The sequence below is a fragment of the bacterium genome (genome assembly GCA_035281585.1).
Classification (GTDB): Bacteria; UBA10199; UBA10199; order DSSB01; family DSSB01; genus DATEDP01.
In genome coordinates this window covers 1-19,235 of sequence record DATEDP010000077.1, presented here as the reverse complement: position 1 = coordinate 19,235, position 19,235 = coordinate 1, and the positions used below count along the sequence as shown (strand labels likewise).

16 protein-coding genes are annotated in these 19,235 nt (G+C 58.2%); 14 read left to right on the top strand and 2 right to left on the bottom strand.

The window, feature by feature from the left end; translation table 11 throughout:
• Positions 1-207: 207 nt before the first annotated feature.
• The 5 genes from VJR29_06185 (at position 208) to VJR29_06165 (ending at position 5,683) form a co-directional block, all read left to right on the top strand.
• Positions 208-510, top strand: a complete 303-nt coding sequence (locus VJR29_06185; protein HKY62987.1) for a hypothetical protein — start codon at positions 208-210, stop codon at positions 508-510.
• Positions 511-582: 72 nt separating this feature from the next.
• A complete protein-coding gene (locus VJR29_06180) occupies positions 583-1,884 on the top strand; it encodes a HAMP domain-containing sensor histidine kinase (protein HKY62986.1) in 1,302 nt (433 codons plus the stop codon).
• A gap of 77 nt (positions 1,885-1,961) precedes the next feature.
• Entirely contained in the window at positions 1,962-3,515 is a 1,554-nt protein-coding gene (locus VJR29_06175) for a TolC family protein (GenBank protein HKY62985.1), read from the top strand.
• An 8-nt stretch (positions 3,516-3,523) separates the two neighbouring features.
• Complete coding sequence (locus tag VJR29_06170) at positions 3,524-4,261, top strand: ABC transporter substrate-binding protein (GenBank protein HKY62984.1); 738 nt, start codon at positions 3,524-3,526, stop codon at positions 4,259-4,261.
• 3 nt (positions 4,262-4,264) lie between these two features.
• Positions 4,265-5,683 (top strand): alkaline phosphatase family protein, encoded by a 1,419-nt coding sequence (locus VJR29_06165; protein HKY62983.1) that lies wholly within the window; start codon positions 4,265-4,267, stop codon positions 5,681-5,683.
• A gap of 117 nt (positions 5,684-5,800) precedes the next feature.
• On the opposite strand, the gene fetB is transcribed toward VJR29_06165, so the two are convergent.
• Positions 5,801-6,583, bottom strand: coding sequence for an iron export ABC transporter permease subunit FetB (fetB, locus tag VJR29_06160; GenBank protein ID HKY62982.1), 783 nt, complete (start codon positions 6,581-6,583; stop codon positions 5,801-5,803).
• Positions 6,584-6,672: 89 nt separating this feature from the next.
• Here fetB and VJR29_06155 point away from each other — a divergent pair, with 89 nt between their 5' ends.
• The 5 genes from VJR29_06155 (at position 6,673) to VJR29_06135 (ending at position 15,139) form a co-directional block, all read left to right on the top strand.
• A complete protein-coding gene (locus VJR29_06155) occupies positions 6,673-8,079 on the top strand; it encodes a sigma-54 dependent transcriptional regulator (protein ID HKY62981.1) in 1,407 nt (468 codons plus the stop codon).
• A gap of 3 nt (positions 8,080-8,082) precedes the next feature.
• The gene (locus VJR29_06150; protein HKY62980.1) at positions 8,083-10,143 is read left to right on the top strand and encodes a TonB-dependent receptor; all 2,061 of its coding nucleotides are present in this window, start codon (positions 8,083-8,085) and stop codon (positions 10,141-10,143) included.
• Positions 10,144-10,388: 245 nt separating this feature from the next.
• Positions 10,389-11,753, top strand: a complete 1,365-nt coding sequence (locus VJR29_06145; GenBank protein HKY62979.1) for a radical SAM protein — start codon at positions 10,389-10,391, stop codon at positions 11,751-11,753.
• Between the two features lie 345 nt (positions 11,754-12,098).
• On the top strand, positions 12,099-13,436 hold the full coding sequence (locus VJR29_06140; GenBank protein HKY62978.1) for a hypothetical protein: 1,338 nt from the start codon (positions 12,099-12,101) through the stop codon (positions 13,434-13,436).
• A complete protein-coding gene (locus tag VJR29_06135) occupies positions 13,412-15,139 on the top strand; it encodes a sensor histidine kinase (protein HKY62977.1) in 1,728 nt (575 codons plus the stop codon). The genes VJR29_06140 and VJR29_06135 overlap by 25 nt, the downstream gene beginning before the upstream one ends.
• Positions 15,140-15,650: 511 nt before the next feature.
• Here VJR29_06135 and VJR29_06130 read toward each other — a convergent pair.
• A complete protein-coding gene (locus VJR29_06130; GenBank protein ID HKY62976.1) occupies positions 15,651-16,298 on the bottom strand; it encodes an ATP-binding cassette domain-containing protein in 648 nt (215 codons plus the stop codon).
• A 51-nt stretch (positions 16,299-16,349) separates the two neighbouring features.
• Between VJR29_06130 and VJR29_06125 the strand changes: the two genes are divergently transcribed.
• From VJR29_06125 to VJR29_06110, 4 genes are all read left to right on the top strand, one after another.
• Positions 16,350-16,985: a TetR/AcrR family transcriptional regulator gene (locus VJR29_06125; protein HKY62975.1), complete on the top strand. Its 636-nt coding sequence runs from the start codon at positions 16,350-16,352 to the stop codon at positions 16,983-16,985.
• A complete protein-coding gene (locus VJR29_06120) occupies positions 16,985-18,124 on the top strand; it encodes an acyl-CoA dehydrogenase family protein (protein HKY62974.1) in 1,140 nt (379 codons plus the stop codon). Before VJR29_06125 ends, VJR29_06120 begins: the two co-directional genes overlap by 1 nt.
• A gap of 26 nt (positions 18,125-18,150) precedes the next feature.
• Positions 18,151-18,918: an electron transfer flavoprotein subunit beta/FixA family protein gene (locus VJR29_06115; protein ID HKY62973.1), complete on the top strand. Its 768-nt coding sequence runs from the start codon at positions 18,151-18,153 to the stop codon at positions 18,916-18,918.
• 24 nt (positions 18,919-18,942) lie between these two features.
• Positions 18,943-19,235: electron transfer flavoprotein subunit alpha/FixB family protein (locus VJR29_06110; protein HKY62972.1), on the top strand; the 293-nt coding region annotated here is incomplete at its 3' end.

The window sequence follows — 19,235 nt, the reverse complement described above, 5'->3', positions numbered from 1 at the left end:
AAATACAATTAATTGTACATACTATTTTCTCAAGAGAGAAGGGATTCCTTTAGAGAATCCATAATAGTTTACTTTAATAAAATTTTGTAATCTTTTGTGATCATTTACTAATTAATAATTGTACGCAACTGGCACCGCCTTTGCTTAGTAAATTGGTACACAATAGTATTTTTTGGCCGGGGCATGTAGGAATAAAGGAGGTGCCGCTTGAGCATTCAAGTTCAAGTGCCAGTGTCGAATCTTCTAGTTTCAGGGTTATCTTCCGTATCCTCGCTTCCGCCCGTTCAAGCCGCTGCCGAGAACAATAGCCAAAGCTCCCAGGACGTTTACATTCCGCTGGGGCAGGGGCCGGATATGCGGCCGGCATCCTTCCACCTCAACCAGTTCTGGACCTTAATGGGCCAACCGGTTGATATGGCTACGGAAGGTCAGGGGCCTGATATGGTGCAACCACCCGATATGGTGGTTCAGCCGCCGGACATGGTGGCCGGTCAACCCGTCGACATGTAAAGAATTGGTTGAAGACTATTTCTCGAAAGGCCCCTCCTTGCTGGAGGGGCCTTTTTCATTTAAAGGATCTCCATGCTTTTCGGTAAACGGCGGCGAGAAAGCCAGCTTTTGGAGACCTTTCGGACTTACTCCCAAGAGCTCAGCTCGATTTTAAATCTCAAGGATTTGTTGAAGAACCTGGTTCGGACTTTGAGCGAGATCGCCGAGGTCCGAAACGCCTCGATCCTCTTGCTCGAAACTCCGATCAAGGCCTTCGTGGTCCGCGAGAGCCGGGGCGGAGAGCCCTTGATCTCCCAGTTTCAAGCCAAGGATCCCTTCATCCAATACTTGAGCCGTTCGCTGAAGCCGATTACCAAGCACCATTTGCTCGAAGATCGGCGCTTGATCGACGTGAAGGAGTCGGGGATCCACTTCCTGACCGCCCTCAATGCCGAGGCCGTTTTCCCGATGAACGCCGAGAACAAGTTCATTGGACTTTTGGCTTTGGGGGCCCGGCGGGAAAACGAACCCTATTCCGATGAGACTTTGGATCTGCTCGGGGTCTTGGTGGCCATGGCCGCGATCTCCATCGACAACGCGATTCTGTACGAATCGCTTTCCCGCCAGAACCTGGAGTTCTCCGAAATCGCCAAGCTTAAGACCCAATTCGTCAGCACCATTTCTCATGAGCTCAGCACCCCTTTGAACGGGATCCTCGGGCTGACCGAGGCCCTGCTCGAAGGCGAACAAAACGCCAATCTCAATGACGATCAGCGCCGTTATTTGGAAATGATCCAGTCCGCCGGCCGAGAGCTCTCCGAGGTGGTGAGTCATATTTTGGATTTCACCCGGGTCCAGAGCAAGAAGGCGCCGGCCGAGATCCGGAAGGTCGACCTCAGCAAAGCCCTGCTCGAGGTCACCGCCGGGATCGAGGACGCCCTCCGTGAGAAACGGATCCAGCTCGAGGTCAGCCTTGACGCCGCTTCCATGGTTTACGGCGATGAGGCCCAAATACGCCAAGTCTTCGCTTGTCTCCTCGAAAATGCCTTGAAGTTTTCCCGGGAGGGGGCTTCCCATTCGATTGGCATCCTCAGCTCCAGGGTCGGAGATATGCTGCGGGTCTGCGTTCGCGACGAAGGCATCGGCATCGAGGAGAAGGACCAACACTTCATTTTCGAAGAGTTCCGCCAGGCCGACGGCGATCTGACCCGGGAATTCGGCGGGACCGGCCTGGGCTTGGCCATTGCCAAGCACATCGTCGAGCGGCATGGCGGCCGGATTTGGGTCGAGTCGAAGAAGGGGGAAGGGGCCCAATTCTACTTCACCTTGCCGCTGAAGCCGGCCCTCGTCGATGCCCGCGAAGTCGACACCCACCGCCAAGAGATTTCCTCCTAAGGCTGATGGCAATTAGTTTGGCATCGGCCTCCAATATTCCTTGATTTGCCTTAAGTTTTTTTACATGAGAGGACGGCGTGAAACCGCCTTTCCATAGAGTGGTTTTTGGTTTGGGGACGGTCCTGCTCCTCTCGCTCGCTGCGGATTTCCTGCATGCCCAGACCACCGAGCTTCAGGTCCAAGCCGCCTCCGAAAGCCAGCCCGCCGCCTCGACCGAGTCGGCTCCGGCTCCGGCGCCGCGTCGCGCCGAGTCGCGGCCCAGCCCGACCGAAGGCTGGGAAGTCCCTCGTGACATGCCGGAGGGGCCGACCGGCTTCGAGGAGGAAAAAGAATCGGCCCTCAAGCCGCCGCCCGAAGTGCCGATGGGCGAGGGTCCCAAGATCAATCTCGAAGACTGCTTGCGGATGGCGATGCTCAATAACCGCGAAGTCCGGGCCAAAAGCTTCGACATGCAAATCGCCCAAAACAAGCTGAAGGAAGCCAAGCTCACCGGGATTCCGATCTTCGAATATGAGTTTCTCTCTTTTCCGGCGCCCCGCGACGCCGACCATGCGGTCAGCAGCTTCTTCGAGGGCGATTTGACCTTCGGCCAGCGCGGCAAGATCACCATGGGCATTCCGCTCTACAGCTTTGGCAAGATCGGCATCGCCCAGGAGCTGGCTCGCGGCGGCATCGCCGCCGAACAGGAGAAAAAGATCGACAAGCAGAACGACGTCGTCCTCAAGGTCAAGCAGCTCTACTACGGCTTGCTTTTGGCCAAGGACGTCCGCGAGCTTTTCCAAGACGCCAGCAACCACTTGGCCAACGAGGTGAAGCGCCGGGAAAGCAGCCGGGAGCCGGCCGATCCGGTGGAGCTGACCCGGCTCAAGCTGTTCCGTTATGAGATGCTCAATCGGCTCCTCGAGACCGACAAGAAAGCGGCCCTGGCCCGGGAGGGCCTTCGGATTCAACTGGGCATGGAGCGAGGCACTTTGTTCTCGCTCGATGAAGAGCATCTCACGCCGGTGGAAACCGAAATCAAGGAATTCGACCATTACCTGGAGCTCAATCGCCGGAACAATCCCAAGAACCGGCTGCTCGACATCGGCGTCAAAGCCAGCGAAGCCCAGTACCGGTTGGAGCGCCGGAAGCTGGCGCCCGATATCGGCCTCGGCGCTTTCTACGAATTCGGCCGCACCGTCCAACCCATTGCCGGGGTTAACTTGACCGACGACTTCAACGATCCCTTTAACTTCAACCGGGTCGGCTTCGGTCTGAGGATCAAAGGCGATATCAATGTCAATCAATACCTGGCCAAAACGCGAGCCGCCCAGGCCGATTATTTCAAGAACGCGTTGAACAAGGAAATCGCCGACGAAGGGCTTGAATTGGAATTGAAAGACGCCTATTTGAGCGTCCTCCAAAGCAAGGAGGCCATGGAGAACGGTTACCGCGCGATGAAGCTGGCCCGGCAATTCGTTTTTCTGACCAAAACCAATATCGACATCGGCGTCGGCGATAAAAAAGACTATTCCGACGCCCTTCAAGCGTACTTGGTGTCCAGGGGCCGTTACCTCGAGTCGGTTTACAACTATAATATCGCCGTCGCGGTGCTCGAACAGCGCAGCGGCGGAATCGCGAGGAAGGAATGAGGATGAGCATGAATCGAAGCATCGCGAAACGAATTTTACCGAGCTTGGCCCTGGCCTTGGCTTTAAGCCTGACCGCGCCGGCCGCCCGATCGGCGGTCAAGGGGGCGACCCCTTCGGCGCCGCCCGCCGGCGGCGGCTCCAGCGGAAAAGCTCCGGCCTCCGGCGCGGTCAGCGCGCCTCAGGGGACGCCGACTCGCGAGGTCCAAGAGATCGAAGTCAAGATGGATGCTTATAAGACCGGCTCGGGCCTCAGCGCCGAGGACAAGGCCAACAACTCCAAGATCAAGCGCGACATTCTCACCGGCACCTTCGACCTTCGCGAGCTGTGCCGGCTGGCCTTGGACAAGCATTGGGGCGAGATTTCGGCCGCCGAGCAAAATAACTTCGTGGCTCTGATGACCGATCTGCTCGAAACCAAGGCCATCTTTTCCAAGGAGCATTCCAAAACCCAAGGCAAGGCCTATACGGTCCAGTACCTCGGCGATACCTATTCCAACGAGAAGACCAGGGCCAAGACCCGCACCAAGGTGGTGGTTCCCAAGGAAAACGTGAAGGTCGACATCGAGTACAAGATGAAAAAGGACACCCAAGGCTGGAAGGTTTACGACGTCGTCGTCGACGACGCCAGCTTGGTCGAAAACTACCGCTTCCAATTCGACTCGATCATCTCCAAGAACGGCTACCCCGAGCTGGTCCGGCGGATGCAAAACAAGCTCAAGGAGCTTCGCGGCGGGCAACCGACTTAATCCATGACCCATCCCCAAAAGAAACGCTTCATCGTCCTCTTGGCCGACGGCTCGCGCTATGACGTCTTTCGCGAGCTGTTGGAGGCCGGCCGCTTGCCCAATCTCGCCGAGATCTTTCTCAGCCAAGGGACCTTCGCCAAGGCCACCAGCGTTTTTCCCTCGACCACCGGCCCGGCCTACATGCCCTTTCTCACCGGCTGCTTTCCGGGAACTTGCAACGTCCCGGGCATCCGCTGGTTCGACAAGGCCGAATATTCCCGGCGCAAGCTCTCCTTGACCCGCTTTCGGAGCTATGTCGGCTTCGAGAGCTTCTTGATGAACCGGGACATGCGGCCGGAGCTGACCACGCTCTTCGAGCATTTCCCCAACTCCCACAATATCTTCAGCTCGGTGAACCGCGGCGTGCCGAGCAAGGGCAACGTCACCGCCCACATGCGCATTTGGTATTGGTACTATGCCCATCTCACCGACCGCTGGCACATGGTCGACGAGTCGGCGGCCCAAATGAGCCTCGAGGTCATCCGCAAGGGCTTCGATTTTCTCTTCATGGTGTTTCCGGGCATCGACGAGTACAGCCACTTAAGCTGGCCCCGGCATCCGAGCGCGCTCCAGGCCTACGAGACGGTGGATCGGGCCTTCGGCAAGATCGCCAAGGAGCTCAAGAAGCAGGGGAAGTATGAAGAGACCGCGATGTTCATCGTCAGCGATCACGGTCTCTCCGAGACCAAGTCCCACTTCGGCGTCGCTTCCTTCCTGGAAGAGCAGGGCATCAAGACTTTTTATTATCCGAAAATCTTCAAGAGCGGCTTCGAGGCCGCCAGCATGGTCTCGGGCAATGCCATGCTTCATCTTTATTTCCGGGGCCGCCAACCTTGGGCCGGCCGCCTGACCCTCGAAGAAGTCCGCGAGCTGCACCCGAAGGTTCTAGGCGGGCTGATGGAGCACCCCGCGGTCGACTTGGTGCTTTCCCAGGACCATGGAGGTTGGGTGCATATCCTGAGCCGGGCCGGCGAGGCCAAGGTGAAGGAAGAGGGCGATCACCTGCTCTGGAACAACCTCCGCGGCGATCCACTGGGCCTGGCAACGGCCCCGTCCCGCCTTTCGCGGAGCGAGGCGCTGACCCTGACCGAGCGGTCTCTTTACCCCGACTCGCTGGTCCAAGCGACTCAGATCTTCCGCTCGGGCCGGACCGGCGACTTGGTGATCAGCGCGGCCAAGGGTTACGACCTCCGGAAGCGCTTTGAGCATCCCGAGCACAAATCCTCTCATGGCGCGCTCCATGACGAGCACATCCTGATCCCGCTCTTCTCCAACGTGAAGATGAAGCGGGATTTTGTCCGCTCGGTCGATCTCTTCCCTTCGATCCTCAAGCTCCATGGCGATCCCATTCCCGAGGGCATCGACGGCGAAAGCTTCTTCTGATTTGTCATTCCGAGGAGCGGGGGCCCCAGTCGAACGCCGCGAGGTTCGAGTGAGACTGGGGGGACGAGGAACCCACTACGGAGCTCCTTGGCGCCAAGAGGCTTCGCGGTGGATCCCTCACTCCGTTCGGGATGACATCGCAAATTCCCGCAATTGATGGGCCGGCGTGAAAAAGCGCCGGTAGCCCAGCAGAGCCACCAGCAGGTTGGTCAGGGTGGCGCTGGCCAATAGCATGAACATCACGATGATCTGATAGCGAACGGCGACCAGCGGCGACTCGCCGGCCACGATCATGCCGGCCATCATCCCCGGCATGAAGATCAGGCCCAAGGCCTTCAAAGTGTCGATGGCCGGAATGAGCGAGGCCTTGAGGGTCTGCTGCAGGATTTTTTGCATCGATTGCCGGCTGCTGGCGCCCAGGCTCAGGTAGAGCCGGACTTCCCATTTCCGCAGCTCGACTTCGGATTTCAGCCGGTTCAAGGTCAGGCTGGCTCCGTTCATCGAATTGCCCAAAATCATCCCGCCCAGCGGGATCAAAAGCCGGGGCCGGGGCTCGATCGAGCCGCCCAGGACCAGCAGGCCGAGGGTCAGGCTCAGGCTTAAGGCCAGGCTGAAGAAGGCGATCGGGAAAATGCCGGGAATGCCCTCGGCCCGGCTCCGGACGATCCAAGCCGCCATCAGGGTCATGAGCAGAAGCGTCAGGTAGACGATCTCCAGGCCTTCCCAAGCGAAGATCCAAAGCAGGATATAGCCCACCAAGGTCAGCTGGACGAAGCCGCGCAGGGTCGCCCAAATCAGGTCCTTTTCCAGTTGGAGGCCTTCCCGCCAAGAGATCAGCAGGGCCAGGAGAACCAGGCTCAGCGAAAAGTAGAGGCCGGTATCCTGCCAGAAACTTGCCATCGGCACCTCGCTCAATTCCCGATTTGATTAAAAACTTGAATGATTCTTGATAGATGGTACCCTTCTGAGGCAGGGCGGCAAAGGAAATAATGGCAAAGGAAGCACTCCACCGGATATTGGTCGTCGACGACGATGAGTCGATGCGGGACTTATTGATGAGCGTGCTTGCTCCGCTGGGCACCGTCACGACCGCCGCCGATGGCCGGGAGGCCCGAGCCAAGTTCCAAGTGGAGGAGTACTCGGTCATCCTGCTCGACTACATGCTGCCGGATAGCGATGGCCTGACCTTGCTCAAGGAGTTCAAGGAGCTTCAGCCCGACACCGAGATCATCTTGATCACCCACGTGCGGGAAGTGAAGCTCGCGGTCCAGGCGATCAAGCTGGGAGCCTTCGACTACATCAATAAGGATTTCGAGGTCGAGGACCTGCGAGCCTTGCTCCACCGGGTTTTCGAGAAGCAACGTCAGCTCCGGGAGATCCTCTATCTCCGCTCGGAAGTGGAGCGGCTGACCGATCATGAATTTCTGCTCGGCATCAATCCTCGGATGCAGGCTCTCAAGACGGTGCTGGACCGGGCGGCGGCCACTTCGGCGACGGTCCTGGTTCAAGGCGAAAGCGGCACCGGCAAGGAGCTGATCGCCCGTTACCTCCACCAAAAATCGCCGCGGGCCAGCAAGCCCTTCGTCGCGATCAATATGGCTTCGATCCCCGAGCACTTGGTCGAATCGACTCTCTTCGGCCACGAGAAGGGCGCTTTCACCGGGGCCTTGAAGACCACCCTGGGCAAGTTCGAGCTGGCCGATCAGGGAACCTTGTTTTGTGACGAGATCGCCGATCTCAAGTTCGAGGTCCAGGCCAAGCTGCTTCGCGCCATTCAGGAAGGCGAAGTCGAGCGGGTCGGCGGCCAGAAACCGATCCGAGTCGACGTCCGGCTATTGGCCGCGACCAATCGCGACCTCAAGGCCCTGGCCCAGGAAGGCAAGTTCCGGGAGGACCTCTATTACCGGCTCAACGTCATTCCGATCCAGCTTCCGGCGCTTCGCGACCGGCTCGAGGATTTGCCGCTTTTCGTCGAGCTCTTCTTAAAGCGCTACAACCGGAAATTCGGCCGGAACCTGAAGTTCACGCCCGATGCGATCTCGGTCCTTTGCCATTATGACTGGCCCGGCAATATCCGCGAGCTCGAGAATTTGGTCGAAAGGTTGGTGGCGATCCATCCCTCGGACAGCATCTTCGCCGAGGACATCCCGATCGACTATCAAATCTCGGACATTGCCCATCTGAAGAGCTTGGACGGCGATTCCGACAAGCTCAAGGCCGCCACCGACGCCTTCGAACGGGGGTTCATCCTCCGGGTTTTGGAGCAGGAGCACTGGCATCAGGAGAATGCGGCCGCGAAACTCGGTGTGCACCGCAAGACTTTAGAGTATAAGCTCAAACGGCTTCAATTGACCGAAGTCGTGGATCATCGACAAAGGGAAGGACGAAAAGGGTAGGAAATGTTCCAGCGGACCAAGATACTCGCCGCTGCCTTGGTGGCGTTGACGGCACCTTTGCAGGCGCCGGCCGAAGAGGCCCAGATCGGGGAGGTGGTGGTCAGCGCCCGCCAGATCGAGGAGCCGCTCCGCACCACCGCCCATAGCGTCTCGATCGTGACGGGCGAGGAATTGGACCGCCGGGTCGACCGCAGCGTCGCCGAGGGGCTCGAGGAATTGCCCGGCCTTTTCGTCCAGCAGCTGGGGACCCGCGGCGAGACGGTCAACGTCCGGATCCGGGGCGCCACTGCCGCCGATACCCTGGTCCTGCTGGACGGAGTCCGGCTCAACAATCCGGCCGACAACGAAGCCAACCTTGGCCTCATCCCGGTCGAGCAGATCGACCGGATCGAGGTCCTCCGCGGCTCCCAAGCCGTGCTCTACGGCGGCAACGCCGTCGGCGGCGTCGTCAACATCATCACCAAGAGCGGCCAATCGCCGGCCGAAACCCGGCTTTCGTTGGAAGGAGGCAATCTCGGCCACCGCCGGGAATGGCTCGGCACCCAAGCCGACCGCGAAGCGGTGAAATGGAACCTCGGCGTCAGCCGGACCGACGAGACCGGCCAATTCCAGAACGACGATTTCGGCGAGACCGCGATCACCCAGCGTTGGGATTTCAAGCCCACCGATAGCCTCCGGCTCACGATCGGGAGCCGCTTTTTGATCAGCGACAAGAGCTTGGCCCGCGACTTTTTAGTGGGGCCGGCGGCGCTCTACGATCCGGCCTTGCCGCCGGACGCGGCCTTCATCCAGATCGCCCGCGACGCCAACCGCGACTTCGACCGCTTGCTGACCACTCAATCCCTGCAGCTCAGCCAGGACTGGAGCCAAAATTTCCGCACCGAGTTCCTTTACGGGTTCTATCTATCCGACGAGACCGAGAATAATTCCAACATCGGCGATGTGCCGTACCTGACCCCATCGGGAATCGGGCTGGCTCCCAACAGCGTCCGGAACAAGGTCAAATCCAGCCGCCAGAGCGCCGATTTGCGGCAGTTCTTTTTCATCCCGGACCTCGGCAAGATCGAGCAGACCGCGATGGTCGGCTTCGAATTCTACGACGAGCGGGTCGAGATGAGCGGCGAGCCTTTTCCCGGCGATCCGCCGCCGCCGGTCGGCACCCTCGGGCCTTTCATTCCGCCGCTCAGCCCTTTTCCGGCGCCGGGAACCCCCGGCTCTCGCCAAAATTACGCTCCTTATTTCCAATATCATCTGGGCTACTCCGACCGGGTTTTTCTCGACGCCGGATTTCGATGGGACCAAAATTCGGCTTACGGCGGCGAGCTCAGCCCGCGGGCGGCGGTGGCGGTGCTGATCCCGGAGATCGGCGGGAAGTTTCACGGCGCTTACGGCGAGGGTTTCCTGCCCCCGACCTTGGTCCAGCTCTTCAATCCGGTCACCGGCAATCCCGACTTGAAGCCGCAAAAATCGCAGAGCTACGAAGCCGGCTACGAGCAGCGTTTCGGCGAGAAGGCCGGAGTCTTCGCGACTTTCTTTTACCTGGATTTCGACAACCTGATCGACCGGGTCGGCGTCAATATCAACGACGCCTTCAGCGTCGGCGTCGAATCGGGCTTCTGGTGGAAGATCATCCCTCAGGTCAAGATCGGCGGGAACTACACTTACACCCACAGTGTCGATGAAAGCGGCGGGGGAGGGCGGCTGCCCGAGGTCCCGGCCCACGTTTTCAACGCCTATTTGAGCGCCAAGCCGCTCAAGCGCATGACCGTCGACTCGACCCTGACCGTCGTTTCGGACCAACGCGAATCCTTCCCCTTGGTCTCGGCCGATGGGGTTTTCGTTGGAGGAACCGCGGCCGCCAACCTCTTCGGCGGGACCAATCCGGGTTACGCCCAGTGGGACTTGGCCCTTTCCTATGAATTCCCGTTGGAAAGCCCGGGCCACCCTCAGTCGGTCACGGTATTCGGGAAAGCGGCCAATATCCTGGATGACCGCTACGAGACTTTTTTTGGGTTTCCCAACCCCGGCTTTCACTTCATTGCCGGGGCCAATCTGCTCTTTTAAAAGGCAGCCTTTGCTTGACCTCGGCGAGGCCTTTTTCGGACAACATTTTTCCATGACGGGATAAACGCTTTCTACCTGCATTGGAAGGCGGGAAGGCGATGGATTTTCGACTCGGAAAATCCCCAGTCCCTTCGCGATCCTCAACCCATCGGCTCTTCCGGCCCTCGATCCGCGCGGCCTGGCACAAGGCTTGCTCTGTTTTAAATTCGAGCGCCCAAGCTCGGTATGCGGAAGGGGTATGAAGCATGAAGGCCTCCCGATTTAATTTCATGGTGCGGTCACCGCGCGATCCCAACTTGACATTTCTCTACAACTCCTTGTCCGACAGCCGGATCGCGGTCGAGGACGGCGACGTCAATCTTCGGGATTTGCTGCAGAAGATACGGCGGAAAGAATCGCTAAGCTCGGCCGAGACCGATGCCGCGATGGATCTCAAAGAGATGGGATATTTGCTGGAGGATTCGGCCGACGAAGAGGAGGCTTTCCATGCTTGGTTCGATCGCCGGGTGGTCGAGCAGAACGAGATCCTGACCGCGACGATCCTCACGACCATGGCCTGCAACCTGCGCTGCACTTATTGCTATGAGAAGGACAAGCTGGGGAAATCGCGGATGTGCCCCGAAACCATGGAAAAGGTCGCTTCTTGGCTGAAGACCCGTATCGACACGACCCATCCGGTCAAGGTCAATTTGATTTTCTTCGGCGGCGAGCCGCTGCTCAACGTCGACGCCATCCGCAAGATCAGCGGCGATGTCTATGCCCACTGCCGGCTCCGCGGAGTGGAGTACTCGGCCGGGATGGCCACCAACGGGATCTTCCTAACTCCGAAGCTGGCCGAGGAGCTGAAGAGCTACGGCTTCCAATGGATCAAGATCACCTTCGACGGCGACCGCGATCAACACGACAAGAAACGGATCTATCAGGGCGGACGCGGGACCTTCGACCAGATCTTCAAGAACTTGGAGGCTTGCGCCGGCCAGCTCAAGATCATGCTGGGAGGCAATTTCGACGCCGAGAACGCCGACAGCTTCAAAGGCCTGCTCGAGAAGATCGCCCAATCGAAGTTCCGGGACGACATCGTGGCCACCAATCTCAAGCCGATCCTCCCTGAAATGAAGCCTTCGGACCAGAAGAACGTCGGCTCGACCTGCGAGCGCTGCACCTATTCCGATTTCGAGATCACCAAGATGCTGGAGCTGCGGCGGGAAGTCCGGGCCGTCGGCCTGACCCCGACCGATCCGGTGAACCTCGGACCTTGCGAATATTACCGGCGCAACGCCGTCACCATCGGGATCGACGGGAAGATCTACAAGTGCATCGCCTTCCTCGGCATCGAAGCCGGGGTGATCGGCGAGGTCGGAAGCCAGGAATTCAACGCCATCGGCGAGGACATGCTTGCGGTCAAGCCGCTGGCCCACCCCAAGTGCGCCAAGTGCATGTTCGTCCCGCTTTGCGCCGGCGGCTGCCGGGCCGACGCCTTCAACATGACCGGCGACTACAACCGGATCAGCTGCCAACAACCGTATTTCATCAAGACTCTCCGTGAGGAACTGCCGCTGGAATATTACGAGGGAGCAACATGCGCGGAGCGGATGGAAGTATCAACCTAGCCTGTCCGAGGGGATGGGAAGCCAGCCCGCTTTGCGGCACCTTCCCATCCCTTTTCAAAATTTGGAAATCGGTAACCTAAAGCAGGAGGAAAACCTATGAAAGTGAAAGTCGTGAAAAAAGGCGAGAAGACCCAAAAGACGCAATTAACCGCTTGCTTCGGCTATTTCATGTAAACCGTTGCCCAAGCTGCGATGAAAAAAGGATTGATATTTCTATCAATCCTTTTTTTATTCTCTCGGGTGAGGCGATCTTTCCTAATAACCCTAGCAGCTTGCATGATTTTCTTCGGGTGTAGCGGGCGCGAAGCCCCATCTCCTTCAAAGGACATCGTATTGGCGACGGTCGTGCCAATCGGCGAGGTCGAGCCTTTTAGCTCCCGCCAAGGGATAGGCGCCATGCTGGTCGAGCTGCTCTATCGGCCGCTCCTTCGGTTCTCGGAAGACGGTCAATTGAAAACGGACATGGCCGAAAAAGTTTGGTGGGAGGAACAGGACAAGAGTTTCCATGTCAAGCTCAGTCCGGAAAACGCCGAGAACGTCAAATTCACCCTGGAGCACCTGCAGAAGCTGGGCATACCCGAATTTAAGGAAGGTTTAAAAAATTTAGTTTCATTCGACATCAAGGCGCCGGGCGAGTTGGTTTTCCGGCTGAAGGAGTACGACCGAATATTCCCTTTCATGCTGAGCCGCATTCCGATTTTGTCCAAGGATCCAGCCCAGACAACGGGCGACTTTGTCATCGAGTCCAAGAAGGACGACAGCATCGTTCTGCAAAGGAAAGTCCCGTCTCCAACGTCGGTCAACCGAATCGTGGTTCGGCAAATTCCCTCGGCCCGCCGGGTCCTTCGGGAGTTTGCCACCGGTAGCGTCGATATCACCTTTCTGACCGATGAAGGAGATTCCAAGGTTTTGAGCGACCTTCCGCAATTTGCTTTCGGCGAACTGGAGTCGGCCTTTCTATATTTAGTTTTGATCAATCGGGAGAATTCCAGCATCCGCCGAATGCCATGGAGTGAGATTTCCAAAAACCTTCACCGTGATCGGATGATTTCCGAGCTAGGGGCCAAGGGGCTTTCTCCAGCCTATATTCCGGTGAGGAAAGTCGACCGCTGGGGTGCGGGGCTGATGGCGCCGGCCGGACAGCCTTCGGAGATTGAGCCCTTTAAGGTGATGTCGGTGCCCAAGGCCGCGATTGAATTGTCGCTTCTCAATACCCAGGCGATGGACGCGAGAATCGCTCTCTTGTTGAAGCGACATCTCGAGGAGATGGGCATACCGATTTCCTTGAACTATCTCGAGCCCCAGAATTTCGGCGAGAAGATCCTGAAGGCCAAGGATTTCGACCTAGTTTTGTTGCCATTTGCGATTCGGGACGCCCTGACATCGAACTATTTTGTATTTCACACCGCTGAAGGCGCGGGCAGCGTCAATCTTTCGGGATACAGCTCGCCGGAGGTCGATAAATTTCTGGAAGCCGCCCGGTATCAGTACGACGACGAAAGGGCCAAGGAGGATTTTTCCAAGGCCATCGCTGAAATGCTTAAAGATCCCCCCGGAATTTTCTTGTTTTGGCTGAAGACCCCCCTGTTGTATCGTAAGTCCTGCACGGGATTTAAGTTCAACACCAACGAGTTTTTCTCTTCGCTCAAGGACGTTCGTTGCGAACCCTCCGCGGCAAACTGATTCTTCTTCTGCTGGTCTCGGCCCTTTTGCCCTTGGCCATCTACGGCGTTTTGAGCCTCTATAATTCCCAAAAAATTCTGAAAACGACCATCCAAGACAGCTATGCCGAGATCGCCAAGCGCACCGCCGGCGAAATCAGCCTTTATTTGGAGCATGCCCGGGCTCTTCTCGAGACGCTGGTAGCCGACTTGGCCAATACCGACCTCTCGGCCGGCCAAACCCGGCGGATCGTCGAGAACTACGTCATTCGATTCTCGGAATTCGAAAGAATCCTGCTTTTCGATTCGGCGATGCAGGCGACGCTCTCCACCGACGCGAAGACCTCGAAAGAAGACCAGCCGCCGGTGGCCCTGCTTCAAGAAGCGGCCGCAGGCCGACCCAATTTTTCCAAGGCCTATCTTTCGGCCGACCTGACTCCCGTCATTTGGTACCTGGTGCCGATGCGGGCCGGCACCAAGGTCCAGGGGGTTCTGGCCGCCCAGATCGACCTGATGCGGATGTGGGAATGGGTCGGTGGCACCCAACTGGGGAAGGGCGGTTACGTCACCGTCGTCGACCGCTCGGGTCAAGTCGTGGCTTCGGGCGATCCATTCTACAAGCAGGCAATCCTTTCTTCCGATAGCGATGTGAGCTTTGAGGGCTTTTCCGAGAAGCTGTCCAGCTCGCCGACGATCCGCCAGACGGGAAGGGGAAATTTCCTCCTCGCCCTTCAACCGATCTCGGAAGCGCCGCCCTGGTACGTCGTCTTTGCCCAGCCGGTCCAGGAAGCCTTCGCGCCGCTTCGGACCATGACATGGGAGCTGCTCCTCTTGATCGCCGGCTCGGTGATCTTGATGCTCCTGGCCGGCTTTTGGATCAGCCGCCGGCTTTTGTTGAAGCCGGTCGGGCAATTGGCTCTGGCCACCCAGGCCCTTGGCAAGGGCGATTTGAGCTATCGGCTGCCGTCCTTGGGCGGCGACGAATTCGGCCGCTTGGGCGAAAGCTTCAACCGAATGAGCGAGGATCTGCTCGTTCTCCAAGAAACCACCCGACGGCAGGAACGCCTCGCGATGTTCGGGCGGATCGCCTCGGGCCTGGCCCATGACCTCAAACATCCGGTCAAGAACATCGAGAACGCCGCCAAGGTCATGGAAACGATGTACGAGGATGAAAACTACCGCCAGACCTTCCGGCGCATCGTGCAGCGCGAGTTCAATCGGATCAATCAGTTCCTCGACGACCTTCGCAACCTCACCCATGAGATGCCCTACCATCCCATTTCCTTCGACTTGGTTAAAATGCTGCGCGACTCCTTGGAAAGCTTTCAGATCGAGGCGGCCAATCGCAAGATCGAGCTCAAGCTTTCCGCCGCCGCCGAGCTCATCCCGGTTGTTGGCGATGTGTCGCTATTGCGCCGACTCTTCGAGAATTTGATCGCCAATGCCATTCAAGCCTTCAAGGACCCCGACGGTCTCGTCGAAGTGCGGCTCCGGACAGAAGGCGACCAAGTCTTGGCCGAGGTGGCCGACACCGGCCCGGGCATCCCGGCCGAGAAAATCGACGGCCTCTTTGAGGAATTCATCACCACCAAAAGGAAGGGCTTGGGATTGGGCCTCGCCATCGCGAAGAAGATCATGGCCCTCCACCAGGGCGAGATCCGGGTCGAAAGCCAAGTGGGCCTGGGAACCACCTTTCATTTAGCCTGGCCGGCCAAGGCCGGATAATATTTTTTCTTTGAAAAGGCCCGATCCGGATAACTTTTTATCCTGGCTCAGCCTTACCTTTCGGAGCGCCCAGCAAAAAATCCTTACAAATCCAGCTTATAAATTTTTTATGGGAAATTCGCCAATCTGGCATCGGCCTTGCTGTAAATAAAGTCGATCTTTGAATGTCAGGACAGGAGAAAGTAGAGCCGATGCCATGATTCGAGAGACAATCGCTCAAGAAGAGTGGAAAGGATATCAAGTCTCTCTTTACAAAACCAAATCTTCGAACGGACGCTCCCGATTCTTCGCGGAGGCCTCCTTAGAGGATGGCGACAAGTTTTTATTGGACCACTGGAATCTTTCATCTCTGCAGCGAATGGTCCGTGAAATTATGCCGGTTGTTCAGATGGCGAGGGGTCTAGCCAAGCCATTGGAACACCGGCCCGAATAAGACATAAGTTTCCTTACCCGGAACCTTGGACGATTGGAGGTGGGGTTTCCCCCCTCCAGTCCAAGGTTTTTTTTTTGCCTACCATTGGCGGTGAATCTCGCCGCCGGCCAATTCCAAGCCGTGAGCCGCCAGCTCCGACATCTGCCGTGGGTCGTGAGTGACCAAAAGGATTGCGATGCCGCCTTGGGCGCAATCGCGCAAGGTCTCCTCGATCGCGGACTTGGAAGTTTGGTCCAGGGCCGAGGTCGGCTCGTCCAGCAAGAGGACCTGGGGTTTGAGCAAAATGGCTCGAGCCAGGGCGATCCGCTGGGCTTCTCCGACCGAAAGCCGCTTGGGATCCTCATCGAGTAACGCCGGGGCCAGGTGCATCTTTTCCATCCAGAGCTCGGCCGGAACGGTCTCTTCGAGCTTGGACCCAAATCCCTGTCCCAAGAGCAGGTCCTCACGGACCGTCTTGCCCACCATCACCGGCGTCTGAAAAACCCACTGGATCCGCCGGCGCACTTCCAAGGGATTAAGCGAGGGGAGGGGCTGCCCCTCTAGCCTTATCTCGCCGGCGCTGGGCTCTTCCATCCGGCAAAGCAGCCTGAGCAGGCTGGTTTTCCCGCTGCCCGAGCGCCCGGTCAGGGCCAGGATCTCGCCGGAGTCGAGAGAAAGATTGATCGATTTCAATATCTTAGACTGTCCCTTGGCGAGGCTTAAATCGTAAGTTTGAAGCAGGGCCATGATCGGAGATTTCTCCTTGACGCTCCTCGTCACGGCATGCTAGCGCCGTGAATGAATAGCCATTCATTGGCTGGAGCGTGGAATCGAATGCCGTTGAGCGCCGAGAAAATCGGATCCGAGAAGTACCAGAAGATCATCCAGGCGGCAACGAAGGTCTTCGCGCAGAAGGGCTTCTACAACTCCAAGGTGGCCGACGTCGCCAAGGAGGCCAATGTCGCCGACGGCACGATCTACCTCTATTTTAAGAACAAAGACGACCTGCTCATTTCCATCTTTGAAGACAGCATGGACACCTTCAGCGGCGAGGTTCAAAAGGTCGTCAGCGGGGTGTCCGACCCGATCGAAAAGCTACGCCGCTTCATCCGCCTCCATCTCGAGCTGGTCCGGGAGCACCAGGACACCTCCTTGGTGCTGCAGATCGAGCTGAGGCAATCCTCGAAGTTCATGAAGGAATACGCGGCGACCAAGTTTCGCGATTACCTGACCATCATCTCGACCATTATCGAGGAAGGGCAGGCCAAGGGCCTCTTCAAGAAGACGATCAATCCCTTGATCTTGAAGCGGGCGATCTTCGGGGCGGTCGACGAAATGGCCTTGGATTGGGTGCTGATGAAGAAGAAGAAATACACCATGGAGGAAGTCGCCGAGCAGCTTTGCTCCATGTTGGTCGAGGGACTGAAGGCATGATCTCTTTCGAGCTCAGCGAGGAACAGAGGCTCTTGGTCGAGACGGCGCGCAAATTCGCCTTAACCGAGATGCGCCCGGTCGCGGCCAAATTCGACGAGAGCGGGAGTTTCCCGAAAGATATCCTAAAAAAGGCCTGGGCGCTGGGCTTGATGGGCGAGAACGTCCCGGTCGAAAACGGCGGCATGGGGCTAGGCTGCTTCGAATCGGTCCTGATCGCCGAAGAGCTTTATTGGGGTTGCGCCGGCATCGCGACTTCGGCGGTATGCAACGCCCTAGCCCTCGGCCCCATTGTCATCGCCGGCAATCCGGCCCAAAAGGACAAATTCCTCGCGCCCTTCGCCCAAGAGTTTAAAATCGCCTCCTTCGCCCTGACCGAGCCTGCTTCCGGGTCCGACGTCGCCAATATGCGCACCGTCTATAAAAAGGACGGCGATGGTTTTCGCTTGAGCGGCGCCAAGCAGTGGATCACCAATGCCGGTTACGCCGACTTGATGACGGTCTTCGCCAGCGCCGACCCCAGCAAAGGCTCCAAGGCCATCTCGGCCTTCGTCGTCGATGCCAAGAGCCCCGGCGTCGGCATCGGCAAGAAGGAAGACAAGCTCGGCCAACGGGCTTCCGACACCCGCTCGGTGACCTTCGACGATGTTTTCATTCCCAAGGAAAACCTGCTCGGCCAGGAAGGCGAGGGCTTCAAGATTGCGATGAAGAACCTCGACAAGTCCCGGCCCGGCATCGGCGCGGCGGCGGTCGGCGTGGCCCGGGCCGCCTTGGAGTACAGCATTCAATACTCGAAGGAGCGAACGACCTTCGGCAAGGCCTTGGCCGAGCATCAAGGGATCCAGTTCATCATCGCCGACATGGCCAAGAACGTCGAAGCCGCCCGCCTGCTCTGCTGGCAGGCCGCCTGGCTGGGCGACCAAGGCAAGCCCAACAACAAGGAAAGCGCCATTGCCAAGTGCTTCGCGTCCGACATCGCGATGGAGGCGGCGACCGACGCCATCCAGGTTTACGGCGGCTACGGCTATTCCAAGGAATACCCGGTCGAGAAGCTGTTCCGCGACGCGAAGTTGATTCAGATTTACGAAGGTGCCAACCAGATCCAACGCATGGTGATCGCGAAGCACCTTCTGTTCAAATAACCGATTTTTAATTGAAGGAGGCTAGAGTGAAAATTGCCGTTCTGATCAAGCAGGTTCCGGATACCGAAACCAAGATTAAAACCAAGGCCGACGGCTCGGGCATCGAGGGCGAAGGCGTCAAGTTCATCGTCGGTCCCTACGATGAGTTCGCCATCGAAGAGGCCATCAAGACCAAGGAGAAGAACGCCGGCAGCGAAGTGACGGTCATCTCGCTCGGCCCGGTGCGCTCGGTCGAGGCCATCCGCACCGCCCTGGCGATGGGCTGCGACAAAGCCATTCACATCGACGACGAGAACAGCAGCCCCGACAGCTTCATCACCGCCAAGGCCTTGGCCCAGGTGATCAAGGACAAAGGCTTCGAGATCGTCTTCACCGGCAAGCAGGCCATCGATCTCGACAACGGCCAGACCACCCAGCAGGTCGCCGAGTTTCTCGGCTGGCCCCAGGTGATGATCCTCGAGAAGATCGACATCGCCGGCGGCAAGGCCACTGCCACCCGCCGGATCAGCGGCGCCAAGGAAGTCTACGAGGTTCCGCTGCCCGCGATCTTCGGCTGCGAGAAGGGGCTCAACACCCCGCGCTACGCCTCGCTGCCCGGCATCATGAAGGCCAAGACCAAGCCGGTCGAGACCCTCAAGCTCAGCGCGGTCAAGGGCGACGCCCAACCCAAGCTGGTCTACAGCAACTTCCGCCTGCCGGCCGAGAAGGCCCCGGGCAAGATGCTGCAAGGCGATGCCGCCACTCAAGTCAAGGAACTGGTCCGCTTGCTCCGCGAAGAAGCGAAGGTCATCTAACGAAAAGGAATTAGGAGAATCACCATGGCTAACGTTTTAATTTTTGCAGAACATCAAGATGGAAAACTAAAGAAAACCTCGCTGGAGCTGGCCAGCAAGGGCGCGGAGCTCGCCGCCAAGATCGGTGGGATCTGCGAGGCCGTCCTGATCGGCAACGGCGTCGAAGGCCTGGCCAATGAGCTGGCGCCCTACGGCGTGAAGAAGGTCACCGTGCTCTCCAGCCCCAAGCTCGAGAAGTACAGCACTTTAGGCTTCGTCAACGCGCTGGCGGGGTACATCAAGGAAAGCAACCCCGACATCGTCCTCGGCACCGCCTC

Excerpts from the sequence above, each read along its gene's own strand:
- fetB (HKY62982.1), bottom strand. The coding sequence starts at position 6,583 with ATGGCAAGTTTCTGGCAGGATACCGGCCTCTACTTTTCGCTGAGCCTG.
- VJR29_06130 (HKY62976.1), bottom strand. The coding sequence starts at position 16,298 with ATGGCCCTGCTTCAAACTTACGATTTAAGCCTCGCCAAGGGACAGTCT.
- VJR29_06125 (HKY62975.1), top strand. The coding sequence starts at position 16,350 with ATGAATAGCCATTCATTGGCTGGAGCGTGGAATCGAATGCCGTTGAGC.
- VJR29_06155 (HKY62981.1), top strand. The coding sequence starts at position 6,673 with ATGGCAAAGGAAGCACTCCACCGGATATTGGTCGTCGACGACGATGAG.
- VJR29_06145 (HKY62979.1), top strand. The coding sequence starts at position 10,389 with ATGAAGGCCTCCCGATTTAATTTCATGGTGCGGTCACCGCGCGATCCC.
- VJR29_06180 (HKY62986.1), top strand. The coding sequence starts at position 583 with ATGCTTTTCGGTAAACGGCGGCGAGAAAGCCAGCTTTTGGAGACCTTT.
- VJR29_06170 (HKY62984.1), top strand. The coding sequence starts at position 3,524 with ATGAATCGAAGCATCGCGAAACGAATTTTACCGAGCTTGGCCCTGGCC.
- VJR29_06165 (HKY62983.1), top strand. The coding sequence starts at position 4,265 with ATGACCCATCCCCAAAAGAAACGCTTCATCGTCCTCTTGGCCGACGGC.
- VJR29_06150 (HKY62980.1), top strand. The coding sequence starts at position 8,083 with ATGTTCCAGCGGACCAAGATACTCGCCGCTGCCTTGGTGGCGTTGACG.